This window comes from Martelella lutilitoris, assembly GCF_016598595.1.
Taxonomy (GTDB): Bacteria; Pseudomonadota; Alphaproteobacteria; order Rhizobiales; family Rhizobiaceae; genus Martelella; species Martelella lutilitoris_A.
Genome location: NZ_CP066786.1, coordinates 447,031 through 463,204 on the forward strand (window position 1 = coordinate 447,031; position 16,174 = coordinate 463,204).

Annotated in this window: 14 protein-coding genes and 1 riboswitch; of the genes, 7 read left to right on the top strand and 7 right to left on the bottom strand. The window is 64.4% G+C overall.

The window, feature by feature from the left end; translation table 11 throughout:
- Positions 1 to 87 precede the first annotated feature (87 nt).
- Together JET14_RS02095 and JET14_RS02100 are read right to left on the bottom strand one after the other, a co-directional pair.
- Positions 88 to 1,071 carry a C4-dicarboxylate TRAP transporter substrate-binding protein gene (locus tag JET14_RS02095; protein WP_200336589.1) on the bottom strand — a complete coding sequence of 328 codons (984 nt, stop codon included), beginning with the start codon at positions 1,069 to 1,071 and terminating at the stop codon, positions 88 to 90.
- A 36-nt stretch (positions 1,072 to 1,107) separates the two neighbouring features.
- Positions 1,108 to 1,803 (bottom strand): GntR family transcriptional regulator, encoded by a 696-nt coding sequence (locus tag JET14_RS02100; RefSeq protein WP_200336590.1) that lies wholly within the window; start codon positions 1,801 to 1,803, stop codon positions 1,108 to 1,110.
- Between the two features lie 143 nt (positions 1,804 to 1,946).
- Here JET14_RS02100 and uxuA point away from each other — a divergent pair, with 143 nt between their 5' ends.
- Positions 1,947 to 3,143 carry a mannonate dehydratase gene (uxuA, locus tag JET14_RS02105; RefSeq protein ID WP_200336591.1) on the top strand — a complete coding sequence of 399 codons (1,197 nt, stop codon included), beginning with the start codon at positions 1,947 to 1,949 and terminating at the stop codon, positions 3,141 to 3,143.
- On the opposite strand, the gene JET14_RS02110 is transcribed toward uxuA, so the two are convergent.
- The gene (locus tag JET14_RS02110; protein ID WP_200336592.1) at positions 3,133 to 3,600 is read right to left on the bottom strand and encodes a MarR family winged helix-turn-helix transcriptional regulator; all 468 of its coding nucleotides are present in this window, start codon (positions 3,598 to 3,600) and stop codon (positions 3,133 to 3,135) included. The genes uxuA and JET14_RS02110 overlap by 11 nt on opposite strands.
- Positions 3,601 to 3,669: 69 nt before the next feature.
- Between JET14_RS02110 and JET14_RS02115 the strand changes: the two genes are divergently transcribed.
- From JET14_RS02115 to ribH, 4 genes are all read left to right on the top strand, one after another.
- On the top strand, positions 3,670 to 4,044 hold the full coding sequence (locus JET14_RS02115; RefSeq protein ID WP_200336593.1) for a DUF1428 domain-containing protein: 375 nt from the start codon (positions 3,670 to 3,672) through the stop codon (positions 4,042 to 4,044).
- Between the two features lie 79 nt (positions 4,045 to 4,123).
- Positions 4,124 to 4,285, top strand: a riboswitch (FMN riboswitch).
- Positions 4,286 to 4,388: 103 nt separating this feature from the next.
- Positions 4,389 to 5,420: a bifunctional diaminohydroxyphosphoribosylaminopyrimidine deaminase/5-amino-6-(5-phosphoribosylamino)uracil reductase RibD gene (gene ribD / locus JET14_RS02120; protein WP_200336594.1), complete on the top strand. Its 1,032-nt coding sequence runs from the start codon at positions 4,389 to 4,391 to the stop codon at positions 5,418 to 5,420.
- Entirely contained in the window at positions 5,417 to 6,628 is a 1,212-nt protein-coding gene (gene ribB / locus JET14_RS02125; RefSeq protein WP_246750469.1) for a 3,4-dihydroxy-2-butanone-4-phosphate synthase, read from the top strand. Before ribD ends, ribB begins: the two co-directional genes overlap by 4 nt.
- 55 nt (positions 6,629 to 6,683) lie before the next feature.
- Positions 6,684 to 7,115 (top strand): 6,7-dimethyl-8-ribityllumazine synthase, encoded by a 432-nt coding sequence (ribH, locus tag JET14_RS02130; protein WP_200336595.1) that lies wholly within the window; start codon positions 6,684 to 6,686, stop codon positions 7,113 to 7,115.
- 37 nt (positions 7,116 to 7,152) lie between these two features.
- On the opposite strand, the gene JET14_RS02135 is transcribed toward ribH, so the two are convergent.
- The 4 genes from JET14_RS02135 to JET14_RS02150 all read right to left on the bottom strand — a co-directional run bounded on the left by JET14_RS02135 (position 7,153) and on the right by JET14_RS02150 (position 14,909).
- Positions 7,153 to 9,396, bottom strand: coding sequence for a putative bifunctional diguanylate cyclase/phosphodiesterase (locus JET14_RS02135; RefSeq protein ID WP_200336596.1), 2,244 nt, complete (start codon positions 9,394 to 9,396; stop codon positions 7,153 to 7,155).
- 202 nt (positions 9,397 to 9,598) lie between these two features.
- A complete protein-coding gene (locus JET14_RS02140; RefSeq protein ID WP_200336597.1) occupies positions 9,599 to 12,922 on the bottom strand; it encodes an error-prone DNA polymerase in 3,324 nt (1,107 codons plus the stop codon).
- Positions 12,923 to 12,931: 9 nt separating this feature from the next.
- On the bottom strand, positions 12,932 to 14,401 hold the full coding sequence (locus JET14_RS02145; protein ID WP_200336598.1) for a Y-family DNA polymerase: 1,470 nt from the start codon (positions 14,399 to 14,401) through the stop codon (positions 12,932 to 12,934).
- Positions 14,328 to 14,909, bottom strand: coding sequence for an ImuA family protein (locus JET14_RS02150; RefSeq protein WP_200336599.1), 582 nt, complete (start codon positions 14,907 to 14,909; stop codon positions 14,328 to 14,330). Before JET14_RS02150 ends, JET14_RS02145 begins: the two co-directional genes overlap by 74 nt.
- A gap of 189 nt (positions 14,910 to 15,098) precedes the next feature.
- Between JET14_RS02150 and JET14_RS02155 the strand changes: the two genes are divergently transcribed.
- Together JET14_RS02155 and JET14_RS02160 are read left to right on the top strand one after the other, a co-directional pair.
- Positions 15,099 to 15,659 carry a bifunctional transcriptional activator/DNA repair enzyme AdaA gene (locus JET14_RS02155; RefSeq protein WP_200336600.1) on the top strand — a complete coding sequence of 187 codons (561 nt, stop codon included), beginning with the start codon at positions 15,099 to 15,101 and terminating at the stop codon, positions 15,657 to 15,659.
- Positions 15,656 to 16,168: a methylated-DNA--[protein]-cysteine S-methyltransferase gene (locus tag JET14_RS02160; RefSeq protein WP_200336601.1), complete on the top strand. Its 513-nt coding sequence runs from the start codon at positions 15,656 to 15,658 to the stop codon at positions 16,166 to 16,168. Before JET14_RS02155 ends, JET14_RS02160 begins: the two co-directional genes overlap by 4 nt.
- Positions 16,169 to 16,174: the final 6 nt, after the last annotated feature.

Below are 16,174 nucleotides of genomic sequence, written 5' to 3' on the forward strand. Positions count from 1 at the left end.
CGTCTTTGCGGCGTGCGCCGGCATTTTCCGGGCGGACGGATCGCGGCATGCCGCGATCCGTCATCGGCGAGTTGGCCTTGAGGCCTTCTACTGCGCGGCGATGGCCTGAAGCTGGTCGCGCAGATCGCCATAACCGAGGTCGTCATAGACGACGGCGGTGGCTTCCTTGAACGGCGCGACGTCGATTTCCTCGACAGCGACGCCATTGTCGATCAGCTGCTGCTGCAGGCTCGCCAGTGCGTCCTGCGTGCCGTAGGAGGCGATGTCGCCGGCCTTCAGCGCTTCCTCATGCAGGACCGTCTGCAGGTTTTCCGGCAGCGAATCGACCCAGGCGGCGGACGTAATCAGACCGGTGATCAGGTTGATATGGCCGGTGAGCGTGATGTTGGTGATCACCTCGTCGAGCTTGGCGCCGACAACGGCGGGAAGCTGGGCTTCTGCGCCGTCGATGACGTTGGAGGAGATCGCCGAATAGACCTCGCCCCAGGGCATCGGGGTCGGCGTCGCGCCCATGGCCTCGATCGTTCCGGTCCAGACCGGCGCGCCGGGGGTGCGCATGCGCACGCCGGAAAGGTCATCCGGCCCGTTGATCGGCTTCTTGGTCAGAAGGTGACGCTCACCCTGCCACCAGTTGAAGCTCAGGACATCGAGGCCGGCATCGTTATGGAGCTTTTCGGCCCAGCCGTCGAACATGTCCGAGGTGACGACCTTGCGGATGCCCTCATAGCCATTGGCGAGATACGGCGCGCCAAGGACGCCGAACTCGTTGACGAAGACGGCGAGGCGACCGCCATCGACGACGACGGCGACTGGCGCGCCGGCGCGGGCCTGTTCGAGCACGTCCTCATCGGGGCCGAGCTGCGAGTTCGGGAACAGGCGGACTTCAAGCGCGCCGTCGGAGGCTTCGGCGACATTGTCGCGGAAAGCTTCAAGGCCCTTGTAGAGCGGATCGTTGGTGGCGAGCGCCGTATTGACGTTCAGTGTGTAATCGGCGGCAAGGGCCGATCCGGCGAGAAGGCTTGCGGCGAGACCCGCAAGCGCGATGCTGCCCAGTTTGGAAAAATGCGTCATGTCGTCCTCCCAATCAGACGTTCAAGGGTTTGGGGCCTAACGCCCCGGTGGGTCGAAAAACTCAGGCTTTTCTTCGAAGATTTCCGGAAGATCGCTGAGGATCTCCCTGAGGTGGCCGCGAACGGCGCGTTCGGCGGCCTTAGGATCGCCGGCGCCGATGGCGTCGACAATGGCTGTGTGCTGGGCGGTCAGCTTGACCATGGGGAAGCGCAGAAGGCTCAGGTAGCGAACCCGGTCCATCTGCACTTTCAGCCCCTCGATAAGCGCCCAGGCCCTTGCCTTGCCGGCGGCATCGGCAAGGGTCTTGTGAAACAGCTCGTCGAGCGTGATGAAGCGGTCGGCATCCGTGGTCGCCGCCTCTCTCTGCTCCTGAAGCTGCAATCTCAGTTCCTCGACGAGCCCGGCATCGGGCTTTTCGGCGAGGAGTTTGACGATGTCTGCCTCGATCGCCTCGCGCACGAAGCGGGCGTCCATTACCGCCGCCTGCGAAATGCGGCGCACGAAGGTGCCGCGCTGCGGACGGATTTCCAGCAGGCCTTCCTCGGAGAGCTTGATGAACGCCTCGCGCACCGGCTGGCGGCTGACAGCAAAGCGGGCCGCCAGTTCCGATTCCGAAAGGCGCGAGCCCGGAGGCAACTCATTGTGGATGATCAGCTCACGCAAAATGCCGTGCAGTTGCGACCCGACTGGTGCGCCCGGTGCAATCTTTGTGGCGATTGTTTCTGGCAGCATGGCTTGCCCTCCCGATGTTTTTATCGTGCACCATACTTCCATACTAGTCAACACTTTGTTTTGGTGCTAGTGATCTCTTTCAGACGGACGGGCCTTTTCGTTTAGGTTCGTTCCAGGTAACGAATTCGCTCAGGGAGAGAACAATGAGGCAGACGTGGCGCTGGTTCGGGCCTTTGGACCGCGTGTCGATCGATGACATGCTGCAAGCGGGTGTCGAGGGCGTCGTGACCGCGCTCCATCATGTGGCCACCGGCGCGGTCTGGACGCCGGAAGAGATTGCCGGACGTCAGCGTGAGCTGTCCGTCATGGCCGACGGAAGCCCCTCCGGCCTCAAATGGGAGGTGGTCGAAAGTCTGCCGGTTTCTGAAGAGATCAAGAAACAGAAAGGCGAGTGGCGCGCGCATATCGACAACTACAAGGTCAGCCTCCGGAACCTCGCCGCCGCCGGGATCGAGACGATCTGCTACAATTTCATGCCGGTGCTGGACTGGACCCGCACCGATCTCGCCTTTCGCCTGCCGACGGGGGCGACATGCATGCGGTTCGACTATGCCGATTTCGCCGCCTTCGACATTCACATCCTCAAGCGCGAAGGGGCGGCGGAAGACTTTCCCGAGGATATCCGCGAGGAGGCCGCGCGCCGATTTGCCAGTATGGATGAAGAGCGCCGGCAGGCGCTTGCGAAGAACATCGTCTTCGGTCTGCCGGGGGCTGCCGAGAGTTTTACGCTGGAAGATGTCCGCCATCATCTCGCAGAATATGCCGCGATGTCGCCGGACGGGCTGCGTAGCAACTTCATCGCCTTCCTTGAAGAGGTCGCGCCCGTTGCCGAGAAACTCGGTCTCAGGCTTTGCTGCCATCCGGATGATCCGCCCTTCGGCCTGCTCGGCCTGCCGCGCGTGATGTCGACGGAAGCCGACTACAAGGCGATGATGGAGGCGGTCGATATCCCGGCAAACGGGATCACGCTGTGTTCCGGTTCGCTTGGCGCGCGGCCTGACAACGACCTGCCAGGCATGATGGAGCGGTTGGGGGACAGGGTGCATTTCCTGCATCTGCGCAATGTTCACCGCGAGACCGGCGACATCAAGGGATCGTTCTACGAATCGGAACATCTGGGCGGCGACACCGACATGGTGGCGCTCGTTGCCGCAGCACTTGCGGAGGAGAAGCGGCGCCGCGAGGCGGGGCGGACCGACTGGAACATTCCGTTCCGTCCCGATCACGGCCTCGACATTCTCGACGACCTGAACCGAAAGGCCCAGCCGGGCTATCCGGCGATCGGCCGCCTGAAAGGGCTTGCCGAGCTGCGCGGCATCGCCGCCGCCCTCAGCCGCTGACGTCATCCTCCGGCAGCGCGAAAGTCAGCGCGAGCAGGTTTTCGCGCAGCCGGGGCAGGTCATCGACCACCACCGCATCGAGCCGGTCATGGGTCTCGCGCCAGACCGGCACGGCGCGCTCGAGCAGATCCAGTCCCGCCTCCGTCAGCTTCAGCCGCCTGACGCGCTTGTCCTCGGGGTCCTGGAAACTCTTCAGCAGGCCGCGCCGCTCCAGCGGCTTGACGCTCGCCGTCAATGTGGTGCGGTCCATGGCGAGCACCATCGCCACTTCGGCGATCCGCGGCGGCTCGGGCCGGTTCAGCGCCATCAGCAGCGAATATTGACCGTTCGTCAGGCCGAGCGGGCGCAGCACCTCGTCGAAATGCCGGCCAACCGCCCGTGCCGCCCGCTGCAGGTAGAGGCACAGGCAGCGGTCACGAACCTCGAGCGTTACGGACAGGGGTAGACTTTCGCGCATCGATGTGCCTTATGTTGATATCAACGTAAAATCCGTTTGCGACTGAGTCAAGACACGGGAGGAATGCGCATGACCTATGTGGACGGTTTCCTGGCCCCGGTGCCGGTGAACAACAGAGAGGCCTATTACGCCTTGTGCCAGAAGGCGGCGGCGAAGTTCAAGGCGCATGGCGCGCTTTCCTACGTCGAGTGCTGGGAAGAGGATGTGCCGGACGGCAAGGTGACTTCGTTCAACATGGCCTTGAAGAAGGAAGAGGGCGAGGCCGTGGTGTTCAGCTGGGTCGTCTGGCCGTCGAAGGATATCCGCAACGCAGCCTGGGGCGCGCTGATGAACGATCCGGAGATGACCGAAATGCCGTTTGACGGGTCGCGGATGATCTATGGCGGGTTCGACCTCTTCTTCTCCGAAAACGGGCCCGTCGCAATGACGGGCGAGACCGGGTGACGGACTGTCGGCGAAATTGGCGCTTGTCATTTCCGGATCGCTTGCCTAAATTCATCGCGTCGATCGGAAGTCCGGTCGGCGACGTTCTCAGGGCGGGGTGAAATTCCCCACCGGCGGTAATTGCCTTTGTGCATCAGCCCGCGAGCGCCTTGATCGAAGGGATTTCCCGGAAGATCAAGGGTCAGCAGATCCGGTGTGACTCCGGAGCCGACGGTTAGAGTCCGGATGGAAGAGAACAGCGCATGGCGACGTGTGTCCTGTATCCCGCACTGCGGGCGCAGTCCGCGTTTCGTTCTTCGCTTTTTGCCCTGCATGGCGTCTTGTTTGATTGATGAGGCGAAGGCATGGGCATTCACCCCGCCACAGACAGTTTGAATGCGGCCGTTCTTGCGGCGGCGATGACGCGCGCACTGGATGGGGCGCAACGCTTTGCCGGGGCGACGGCGCCCAACCCGCCGGTCGGCTGCGTGCTGCTCGATGCAGGCGGCATGGTGATTGCGGAGGGCTTTCACAGAAAGGCCGGCATGCCGCATGCGGAAGCGGAAGCGATCGCTGCCGCGCGCGCGGCGGGCGTTGCCGACCGCATCCACACCGTCGTCGTCACGCTCGAACCGTGCAATCATCACGGCCGCACGCCGCCCTGCGCCGATGCCATTCTGGCAACGTCTGCCCGGCGCGTCGTCATCGGTTGGCCGGACCCGAACCCCGCGGTCGTCGGCGGCGGGGCCGCGCGCCTTGCCGGCGCCGGGCTTTCCGTCACCTTCGCGGCCGATTTGCCGGATGGCCGCTCCCGAAAACTCGCGCTTCGCGCCAGCCGGCTGGTCGCGCCCTTTACCAAACGCGCGTTCACGGGTCTGCCCTGGGTGACCGTAAAACAGGCGCTCGACGAGACGGGCGGCATGGCGCCGCCTGCCGGCGCGAAGACCTTTACCTCGGCCGCCTCGCTCACGCTTGCCCACCGCCTGCGCCGCCGCGCCGACGCGATCCTCACCGGTTCCGGCACCGTCCTTGCCGACAACCCACAACTCACCGTCCGGCGCGTGCGCGATTTTCCCGGCAAGGAGCGCGTCCTCGCCATTCTCGACCGGCGTGGCCGTGTGCCGGAGGCCTATATGGCCGAGGCCGGCGCGCGTGGCTTTTCCATCATCCGGCCCGGGACGCTGGAAGAGGCGCTCGTTGAACTTGGACGTCGCGGCGTGCTGGAAGTGCTGGTGGAAGCCGGCCCTTCGCTGGCTGCGTCCATGCTCGACGGCGGTCTCTGGGACGAACATGTTGTCATCCAGAAGGGCCATCCCGACCGCGTGCGCATCGTCCATCGCAATCCCGAATTTGACGAAACGGACGAGGCGGATTTTCTGCCCGGAGAAGAAGAATGACAAGAATGGAACGCAATCTGACCGCCTCTTCCGTCGAGAAGGCGATCGAAACCCTGAAATCCGGCGGCATGGTGCTGCTGGTTGACGACGAGGGCCGCGAGAACGAGGGCGACGTCGTCGTTGCCGCCGACTTCGCCACGCCGGCGGCCGTCAACTTCATGGCCAAACACGCCCGCGGGCTGATCTGTCTGACGCTGACCGGCAAGCAGGTCGACCGGCTCGGCCTGAAGCCGATGGTGGCCGACAACCGTGCCCGGCATTCCACGGCCTTTACCGTCTCGATCGAGGCGGCCGAGGGAATCACCACCGGCATTTCGGCGGCCGAGCGCGCCTTGACCATTGCCGCCGCCGCCAATCCGCAAGCGACGTCCGCCGACATCGTTTCGCCCGGCCACATGTTTCCGCTGCGCGCGGCGGACGGCGGGGTGCTTGCCCGCGACGGGCACACGGAAGGTGCCGTCGATCTCGCCCGCCTTGCCGGCCTCAATCCGGCGGCCGTGATCTGCGAAGTGATGCGCGATGACGGCGAAATGGCCCGCCGGCCCGATCTCGAGGTCTTCGCTAAAACCCACGACATGCCGCTTCTGACGATCCGGGAGCTCGCCGAATACCGGCTGCGCACCGAAATCCTGGTCGAGGAGGTTGCCCGGGCGTCGCTGCCGACCGCGGTTGCCGGTTTTGAGGCGCATGCCTTCAGGAGCCTGATCGACGGGACGGAGCATCTGGCGCTGGTCAAGGGGCCGCTCGGAGACCGGCCGCTGGTGCGCGTCCACTCCGAATGCCTGACCGGCGATGTCTTCGGGTCGCTGCGCTGTGACTGCGGAGAACAGCTTCAGCAGGCGATGACGCTGATCGGCGCGGAGGGCGGCGTGATTGTCTATCTGAAGGGCCAGGAAGGGCGCGGTATCGGCCTTGCCAACAAGATCCGCGCTTATGAACTGCAGCAGCAAGGCCTCGACACTCATGCCGCCAACGTCGCGCTCGGCCTGCCGGCGGATGCCCGCGACTATCATGCCGCGGCCCATATCCTGAAAAGCCTGGGCATCGCGCGTCTCAGGCTTCTCAGCAACAATCCGGAAAAACCCGAGGCGCTCGAAAAGGCAGGCCTGCATGTCGAGAAGCGCGTGCCGCTGATTACCGCCTCGAACCCCTTCAACGAAACCTATCTTTCGGCAAAGCGCGAGAAATTCGGCCATCTCCTGCCGTGAACGCCGCGCCGACTCTCCCGTAAGCCTCCATTTGAGCCACAAAGGAAATTATTCCGTGTCCCACCGTATCGCCATCGTCATCTCCCGTTTCAACGAGAAGGTCACCAGCGGCCTTCTGAACGGCGCAAAGGCCGAGCTTGCCGAGCGCGGCGTCACGCTCGCCGAGACCGATATATTTGACGTGCCGGGCGCTTTCGAGGCGCCGCTGGTCGCCAGGAAGCTTGCCAAAAGCGGAAACTATGACGGCATCGTGTGCATCGGCGCGGTCATCAAGGGCGAGACGGCCCATTTCGAATACATCTCGGAGGCCGCCGCCCACGGGCTGATGCAGGTTCAGCTTGAGACCGGCATGCCGGTCTCCTTCGGCATCCTGACCACTTATACCGCGATCCAGGCCTTCGAGCGCTCCGCCGATGACGAACACAACAAGGGCCGCGAGGCGGCGGCCGCCTGCGTTGAGGCGCTGGAGGCGCTGGCAAAGGCCTGACGGTCACGACGTGCTTCGCCTGGCGGCGGCCCGGCCGTTAAACAGACGCGCCGGAATCCGTTCCGTCTGAGGCGGCCGTGCCGCGTCCCGTCGCGTTGCGATGAATGCCGAGCAGCAGGTCCATGTCCTTGAGCGGCATCGGCCTTGCGTAGAGGAACCCCTGGAGTTCGTCGCATCCCATCGCGGTCAGCGCATCGTCCTGCGCGCGCGTCTCCACGCCTTCTGCCGTGGTCCGCAGGTTCCGGGCGTGGGCAAGATCGATGATCGCGCGAATGATGGCCTTGTCATCGGCCTTGCTCTTGGCGTTTTCCTTCAAGCCCTCGACGAAGCACCTGTCGATCTTGATCCTGTCGACATTCAGCGACTTCAGGCGACCAAGCGATGAGAAGCCCGTGCCGAAATCATCGATGGCGATGCGCACGCCGCGCTCGCGCAGCGCAACCAGGTTTTCGGCCACGGCCCCTGTTACCTCGGTCGCCACGGACTCGGTGATCTCGAGTTCGAGCCTCGCCGGCGCGAGCCCGCTTGAGAGCAGGACCTGCTCGACCTTTCCGGCATAGGCAGGATCGGAGAGTTCGACGCCCGATACATTGACGGCGATCGAAAGGCCAGGCCACTTCGCCGCGGCCGCGCATGCCTTCGTCAGCGCGAACCGGCCGATATCCTCGATCAGCCCGGCTTCCTCGGCAATCGGAATGAACAGTTCCGGCGATACCCATCCGATCTCCGGATGGTGCCAGCGCAGCAGCGCCTCGCAGCCGACGATCCGGCGCGTGAGCGCGGACTGGACCGGCTGGTAATAGACCGAGAGCTGATTCTGGCCGAGGAGCGCGGTTCTCAGATCCATCTCGGTTCTTCGCCGCAGGCCCAGCGTCTTGTCCATCGCGTCGGAGAAAAAGGAACAGCGCCCCCGGCCGGCGATCTTCGAATAGTAGAGTGCCACGTCCGCCTTGCGCTGCAGGTTGACGCGGTCAGCCCCGTCGCGCGGGAAAATTGCGGCGCCGATGCTGACGCCGAGGAAAACCGTATTTCCCGCAATATGGAACGGTTCGCGCGCGGCTTCCACCATGCGCCGGCAGAGCGCGCCGATCTCCTCGTCGCCGCCCTTTCCGTTCAGCATGACGGTGAATTCGTCTCCGCCGACGCGGGCGACAAGGTCGTCGCGTCGAACGATCGCCTGCAGCCTCAGGGCGAATTCCCTGATCAGCGCGTCGCCCGCCGGATGGCCGAGCGTATCATTGACCTGCTTGAACCTGTCGAGATCGAGGTAGAGAAGCGCCAGTGGTGCGACCGGCCTCTCGGCCAGGCGACGGTCGACGTTCTCGTTGAAGGACAGCCGGTTGGGGAGGTCGGTCAACGGGTCATGCAGCGCCAGGTGACGGATGCGTTCCTCGCTTTCCTCAAGTCTGCGCGACCGGCTGTCATGGATCGTCAGGAAGATCGTAATCGCGGCGAGCGCGATAACGATGAGGACGATCAGCACCGGTATCACGCGCGCCATGACCGCGGATCCGGGCCGGTAGGGCTGCCAGACGAAATAGCCGATCGTTCTGCCTTCGCTGGTTGTGAGTGGCTGGTTGGAGCCGTCCGGCGTCCATGAAAAGTGGAGGGCCTCGAACATGTAATCGTTCTGGAGCTCCTCGATCAGGCTGCCGTCGAGAAACCGGATGGCGACATGAAGATATTCCTGGCCCGGCTCCTGTTGCACGAATTCGGAATGGGGAACGATCGGCTTGATGCTGACCACGGCGGGATGCTCTCTGATCACGGCCAGATCGGAGACGCCCGGTGTCAGGTCCAGTTCGTTGATCTGGCCGTCGTCGCCGGCGATCAGCTTGGCCCGAAGTTCTTCGGCAAGGGGCTCGACCTCGCTTTGAATGGCGTCATAGGCGTACTGGCTCGCCATGGCGCCATCGGTGAAGGCGTAAAGCGCCCGGTCGGAAGAGTCGAGGATATAGACGCCGTCAAAGCCGAAATAGTCGTGCATCCAGGTGCCGAGATTTTCGTCGATCCAGGTGAAATTGCCGGCACGGACCTCGATGACCGCATCGTCCCAGACCGTCGCGCTTTCCTGGTCATGGGCCACTTCGGACTGCAACTGGGAGATCACGAGCCGGACGAGCCGCGCCTGCCGTTCATGGGACGCCTTATCCGCCTCCTTCCCGGCCCAGTTCAGCAGGGCGAGAACGCCGAGGCCGATCAGCAGCGTGAGCCCCAGGGCGGGCGCTGCGCGCGTCAGGAGAAACCGAGAGCGGCTTTTTACCTGTCTTTTGTTATTCATTGTCGAAGCCGATCATCGTATTCGGGACGAAAACTATGCGCAAAGGCGCATCGCCGCACAAGGCGAACCTGAACCGTTGTCCGAACCGAAGCATCTTTACGTCTTGGGAAGTGTTTCAGATGACACAGGGGCAGCTTTGAGCCGCGCCGGTTCCTGTGTCATTTCGGGAGGTGGTCGCCCTTGGTTCGCCAGGCAGCATGGCTCAATGAAAGTCCCGGCTCGGGAACAGCTTCTTGGCCTGTTCGCGCGGGTGGTGGGCGCGGGGCTGGAGTTTCGGGCGTCTGGGCGTGTCGTCGGCCTTCGGGTCGGTGATGCCGATGGCGTCGTCCATCGGGTGGCCGAGTTCCGAGAGGCGCCAGGAACAGTCCTCAATGGTCTCCGCGATCACATGGACGACCACGCCTTCGCGCTGCAGCTTTCCGGTGACTTTGAGCAGGCGGCCGCCCATCACCGTGCGGCGGAAGCGTTCATAGACCTTTTTCCATACGATGACGTTGGAGACGCCGGTTTCGTCTTCCAGCGTCAGGAAGATGACGCCGGAGGCCGTACCGGGGCGCTGGCGGGTGATGACGAGGCCCGCGACGCTGACGCGTTTTTCCGCAGTTGTCGCCAGCGCCGAATGTAGCGTCAGGCCGGGCATTTTCGGGCGGAGCAGCTCCATTGGATGGGCGCGCAGGCTCATGCGGGTGGCGACATAGTCCTCCACCACCTGTTCGCCGAGATTCATCGTCGGCAGGATCACATCCGGTTCGCTTATGTGCTCGCCGTCGATCGGGTCGGAAAAGAGCGGCAGCGGTTTCGGCGCACGGATCGCCTTCACCCGCCAGAGCGCATCGCGGCGCGACAGGCCGGCATCGGCGAAGGCGTCGGCCTCGGCAAGACGCTCCAGCACCGCCGGCATCAGCCCGGCCCTAAGCCACACATCTTCCGGGGTCTGGTAGCCATTGCCGCGCGCGTTCTCCAGCCAGACGGCATCCTCCTTCTTCAGCCCCTTGATCTGGCGGAAGCCGAGGCGCAGGGCATAGGCGCCGTCGGCGCGGCGCTCCAGCGTACAGTCCCAGGCGCTGTGATTGACCGAGATCGGCCGCACCTCCACCTGATGCTCGCGGGCATCGCGGACGATCTGGGCCGGAGCGTAGAAACCCATGGGCTGGGAGTTCAGCAGCGCGCAGGCGAAGGCCGCCGGATAATGGCATTTCAGCCAGGCCGAGACATAGGTGAGCATGGCAAAGGCCGCCGCATGGCTTTCGGGAAAGCCGTAATCGGCAAAGCCCTTGATCTGGGCAAAGCAACGTTCGGCGAAATCGCGCTCATAGCCGTTGTCGAGCATGCCATTGACGAACTGCGCCTCGAATTCGCCGATCGTGCCCATCTGGCGGAAGCTTGCGAGCGAGCGGCGCAGCCGGTCGGCATCTTCGGCCGAAAATCCGGCGGCGACCACGGCGATCAGCATCGCCTGTTCCTGAAACAGCGGCACGCCCTTGGTCTTTTCGAGAACGCCGCGCAGTTCCTCCTTCGGGTAGGTGACTTTTTCCAGTCCCAGCCGCCGCCGGATATAGGGCTGCACCATGCCGCCCTGGATCGGGCCGGGGCGCACGATCGCCACTTCGATGACGAGGTCGTAGAAGGTTGCCGGCTTCATGCGGGGCAGAAAGTTCATCTGCGCCCGGCTTTCCACCTGGAACACGCCGATGGCGTCGGCCTTTTGCAGCATGTCATAGGTCGCTTCATCCTCCTGCGGCACGGCGGCGATAGTCAGCGGACGGTTGTAATGGCGGGCGGTGAGCTCGAAGCATTTTTTCAGGCAGGTCAGCATGCCGAGGCTCAACACATCGACCTTGAGGATGTTGAGCGCGTCGATATCGTCCTTGTCCCATTCGATCACGGTGCGGTCTTCCATCGCCGCGTTTTCGATCGGACAGAGCTCGTCCAGCCGGTCCTCGGTAATGACGAAGCCGCCGACATGCTGCGACAGGTGTCGGGGAAAGCCGATGATCTCGCCGATCAGACGCACGGTCTGGGCAAGCCTCAGATCGGAGGGGTCGAGGCCGACCTCCTTCAGCCGTTCGGGTTCGGCGCCCTTGCTGGAAATGCCCCAGATCTGGCCGGAAAGGGCGGCGGTGACATCGTTCGAAAGCCCCATCACCTTGCCGACCTCGCGGATCGCCGCGCGCGAGCGGAAATGGATGACGGTGGCGCAGAGCCCGGCATGCTCGCGACGATAGGTCTTGTAGATGTGCTGGATTACCTCCTCCCGCCGCTCGTGCTCGAAATCGACGTCGATATCGGGCGGCTCGCCACGATGGCGGGAGACGAAGCGCTCGAACACCATGCCGATCATATCCGGCCTGACATCGGTGATGCCGAGCGCATAACAGAGGATGGAATTGGCCGCCGAGCCGCGGCCCTGACACAGGATACCCTTGCTGCGGGCATAAGCGATGATGTCGTGGACGGTGAGGAAATAGGCGGCGTAGCCGAGCTCGCCGACCAGCGCCAGTTCCTTTTCCGCAAGCTCCCGGTTGCGTGCCGGAATGCCTTCGGGATTACGTCGTTTCAGCCCCTCCCAAGTGAGGCGGGCAAGGCGGGCCTGCGGCGCCTCGCCATGGGCGACTTCGGCCGGGTAGTTGAAGGAAAGCTCGGTGAGATCGAAGGTGAGGCGCGCGGCGATCTCCAGCGTGCGGCGGATGGCGGCGGGATGGTCGCGGAAGATATGCGCCATCTCTGTGGCTGGCTTCAGCCGCCGCTCGGCATTCGGCAGCGCAAGGTGGCCGATCGCGTCGATGGTGATGCGGTGGCGCATGCAGGTCAGCACGTCGGCAAGCTGGCGGCGGCTGGCGTGATGCATCAGCGCATCGCCGACGGCGACCATCGGCGCGCCGGCCTTGTGCGAAAGGGCGGTGAGGGTTTTGAACCAGGCGGCATCTGAACCGTCATAGCGCGGGGCCGCACCCGTGAACACATGGCCGGGAAAGCGGCGGTGCGCCTGGGTGATATGGTCTGTCGCTTCCGCCTTCTGCTTCAGCCCCTGCGGCAGCGCGATCAGAATGGAGCCATCGGCCCATTCCAGCATGTCGCGCAGGTAAAGCAGGCATTCGCCCTTCTGCGCGCGGCGCTTGCCGAGGCTCAGGAGCCGCACGAGTTTCTGATAGGCCGGCTTGTCCTTCGGCAGCGCCACGAAATCGACGGGGCTGTCGGCCAGCACCAGCCGGCAGCCGACGATCAGGCGGGGCAGGCGGCGGATTGGCGGCAGGGCAATGGATTTGGCGTCGCCGGCCGGCTGGCGCGAGGAGGGGTCGATATGGGTCGAAAGCCGGATCGACTGCTCCTCGGCCTGCTTTTCGATCTTGCGCCTGATTTCCTTCAGCGCCCGGAAGGCGCGCACCACGCCGGCGAGCGAATTGCGGTCGGTGATGGCGATGGCCGCAAGGTCGAGTTCGGCGGCGCGGATCACCATCTCCTCCGGATGCGAGGCACCGGTGAGGAAGGTGAAATTGGTGGTGACGCATAACTCGGCATAATCCATGGCCGGACCTCAGGCGAAGAGGCCATGGACGAACCAGCCGGGGGCCTGCGGGGTGTGGAACATCCACAGCCTCAGCCCCTGCCGGGTTTCCACCCGCCAGTAGTCGCGAAGGCCCGAACGCCAGGCCTCGTCCGGCCGCCACCATTCCGGCGCAATTCGCTCCGGGCCGCTGCTTGCAGCCGTCTCGAACCGCATGCGCCGCCAGGAAAAGCGCGAGGGCGGGCGGCGGGCGGCGTCGCTCGTCACCGGCTCGGGCGGGAACATGCGCAAGGGGCGGGGATGATCCATACGCCACTCGGCATCCACCCGGCCATAGGCGGCGGGGTTTTCGGTAAAGCCGCGTTCGGGAATATGGCTTGCGACCGGCTGGAAACGGACGATGTTGTCGAGCCCGATGCGGGCGCCGAGCCGTGTGACGAGATCGTCCAGCGCCTCGCCCTCCACCAGCCCGCCTTCGCCGATCTGCTCGGCGGGCAGGCCTTCCACGCCGCGCGCCTCGAGCCGGATCCGCTCGATGCCGAAACCGGCGTCGATCTCGCCGACAGGGCGCTCGAACAGGCGGAGAATGCGCGTCGCATCGCGCATCGGCCGGGCGAGGCGGAGCGTGACGGTCTGGCGGGTCTGATCAACGCGCTCCACCGAAAGCGTGATGGCGCGCGCGCCGGCCTCCCGGTTCTTCAGCCGCAGACAAAGCGTGTCCAACAGGCGGGAAAGGGCGGCCATCACGTCATCGACAAGGCCGATCGGCTCTGGAAAACTCATCCGCACGCCATAATGCGGCGGTTCGGAAAGCGGCGAGATGGCCTCGCCGCGCGTGCCGAGCGCCTGTTCGAGCCGCGCGATCAGCGCCATGTCGAAGCGGCGGGCGAGCGTGGCGCGGGGCAGGGCCGTCATGTCGGCAATGGTGTTGAGGCCGAGGCGCTTCAGCGCCGTCGCGGTCTTTTCATCGATGCGCAGAGCAGAGACCGAAAGCGGGCCGAGTGCTGCGCTGGTCTTGCCTTCCGGCGCAATGCCGGGGGCGAAATGGGCAAGCGCCCAGGCCGCGCCCCGGGTATCGGCGATGCCGATCTTCGAGGAAAGCCGGGCGCGGGAAAGCCGGGCCTTCATGTCCTCAAGCATCGCCGCCTCGCCGCCGAAAAGATGGGATGCGCCGGTGATGTCGAGCACCAGCCCGTCCTCGCCGTCGAGCCCGGCATGGGGCGTGTAGCGCGTCGCCCAGCGGGCCAGCATCACGAGGAAGCGCCGGTCCGCGTCGATATCGGCGGGGCGGGTGACGAGATCCGGCACATAGGCGCGGGCATCGGCAAGCCCCATGCCGCGCTCCAGTCCCTGGCTCTCGGCCTCCCTGTTGAGGTCGTGAAGCCGGTCATGATTGCCCTCGCTCAGCGTGACGGCGAAAGGGCCGTCAACCGGGCGGGCCCTTAAAACCCGCTCGCTCGGCAGTCTCTGAAACCATATGGATACGACGCGCCGTTTCATCCCAACGCACTGCCCAACTGTTATTTGTTCCTGTTTTGTTCTTTATAATCGACCATTCCTGCAGAGTCGAGTCGGAAGCGGAAAACAGCGGTCTGCAGAGCCAGCGCGTGGTCGCCGCCTGATTGCCCGTGCCTTCGGGATGCAGCGAAAGCCCGATGCTGCGGCCGCTTTCGGCGGCAAGCTGCAGCCGGCGGCCGGGGGTGAGTTCGACCGGCTTGTCCACCTCCATGATGACGAGGCCGACCGCGCCGGAGCGCAGGCCTTCTTCGCCGGCGGCCAGCGTCTCCGTCTGGTCTGCGGTGCGCGCGAGAATGATGTCGCGCGGATCGAAAAAAGCCGAAAACGCCACCGGATTGATCTCCTCGGCAAACCATGCCGGCTTGATCCACAGCACCGTGCCGCCGGTGACGCCGGAAAGCGCCGCGGCAAAGAAAGGCGCGCCGGGACCGGAAGCATCATGCACCCGGCCGCGCTGAAGCGGAAATATGGTCGCGAAATCATCCTGCATGGACGGATGATACAGCGGAACGGATGAGAATGAAAAGGGAACAAATTTGTGAGAACAGCCGGTGCTGAAATATTGTTCGGAGCAGCGGAGCAGCGGAGCGGCGCCTCCCGCCGGCATGGCATGGTCATTTCCGGACCTCATAATCTGATCCCGCTCGCCTCTCTGCGCGCGCACTGCTAAAATCCGCCCATGCTTGATTTCGACACATGCGAGAAGGCGCGGCAGGTGCGTGATCCGGGGTATGACGGCAGGTTCTTTACCGCTGTTCGCACGACGATGATTTATTGCCGGCCGGTCTGCCCGGTGAAACAGCCTTTGGCGAAGAATGTCAGTTATTATCCGACGGCGGCCGCCTGCGAGCGGGCGGGCTACCGGCCGTGCCTGCGCTGCCGGCCGGAGACCGCGCCATTTTCACCGGCCTGGAACGGGACGCGCACCACGGTGGAACGGGCGCTGAAGCTCATTAATGAAGGCGCGCTCGACACCGGTTCCGTCGATGAACTGGCCGAACGACTTGGCGTCGGCGCGCGGCATCTGGCGCGGCTTTTTGCCGTCCATGTCGGGGCCTCGCCATTGCAGACGGCGCAGACGATGCGGATCGGCCGGGCCAAGCGGCTGCTTGACGAGACGGCGCTGCCGATCAGCGCGGTGGCGCTTCAGGCGGGCTTCGGCAGTATCCGGCGGTTCCATGCGGCGTTCTCGAGCCTATACGGACGGCCGCCCTCCGCGATTCGGAGGCCGGTGCAATGACCGGACTGTTCTACACCATTGTCGGAAGTCCGGTCGGCGATCTGCTGGTGGCGGGCGATGGCAACCGGCTGCATTTCATCTCGTTTCCGACCGGCCACAAGGCCTTCGGGCCGCGATCCGACTGGCGGCGCGATGATGCGCCGTTTGCCGAGGCGCGGCGTCAGCTCGATGCCTATTTCGCGGGCGAACTGAAACAATTCGACCTTGCCTATCATCTTTCGGGTGCCAGCTTTCAGAACCGCGTCTGGGAATATCTGGCGACGATCCCTTATGGCGAGACGACCACTTACGGCGCGATCGCCAGGGCGCTCGGCGATCCGAATGCAAGCCGGGCGGTGGGCACCGCCAATGGCAACAATCCGCTGCCGATCCTGCTGCCTTGCCACCGCGTCATCGGCGCCAATGGCGCGCTGACGGGCTTCGGCGGCGGGTTGCCGACCAAGAAATTTCTGCTGAAGCTCGAGAATGCCTGGGAGGAGCCGCCGCAGGCGGATCTGTTTGCAGGGTGAAGCCGA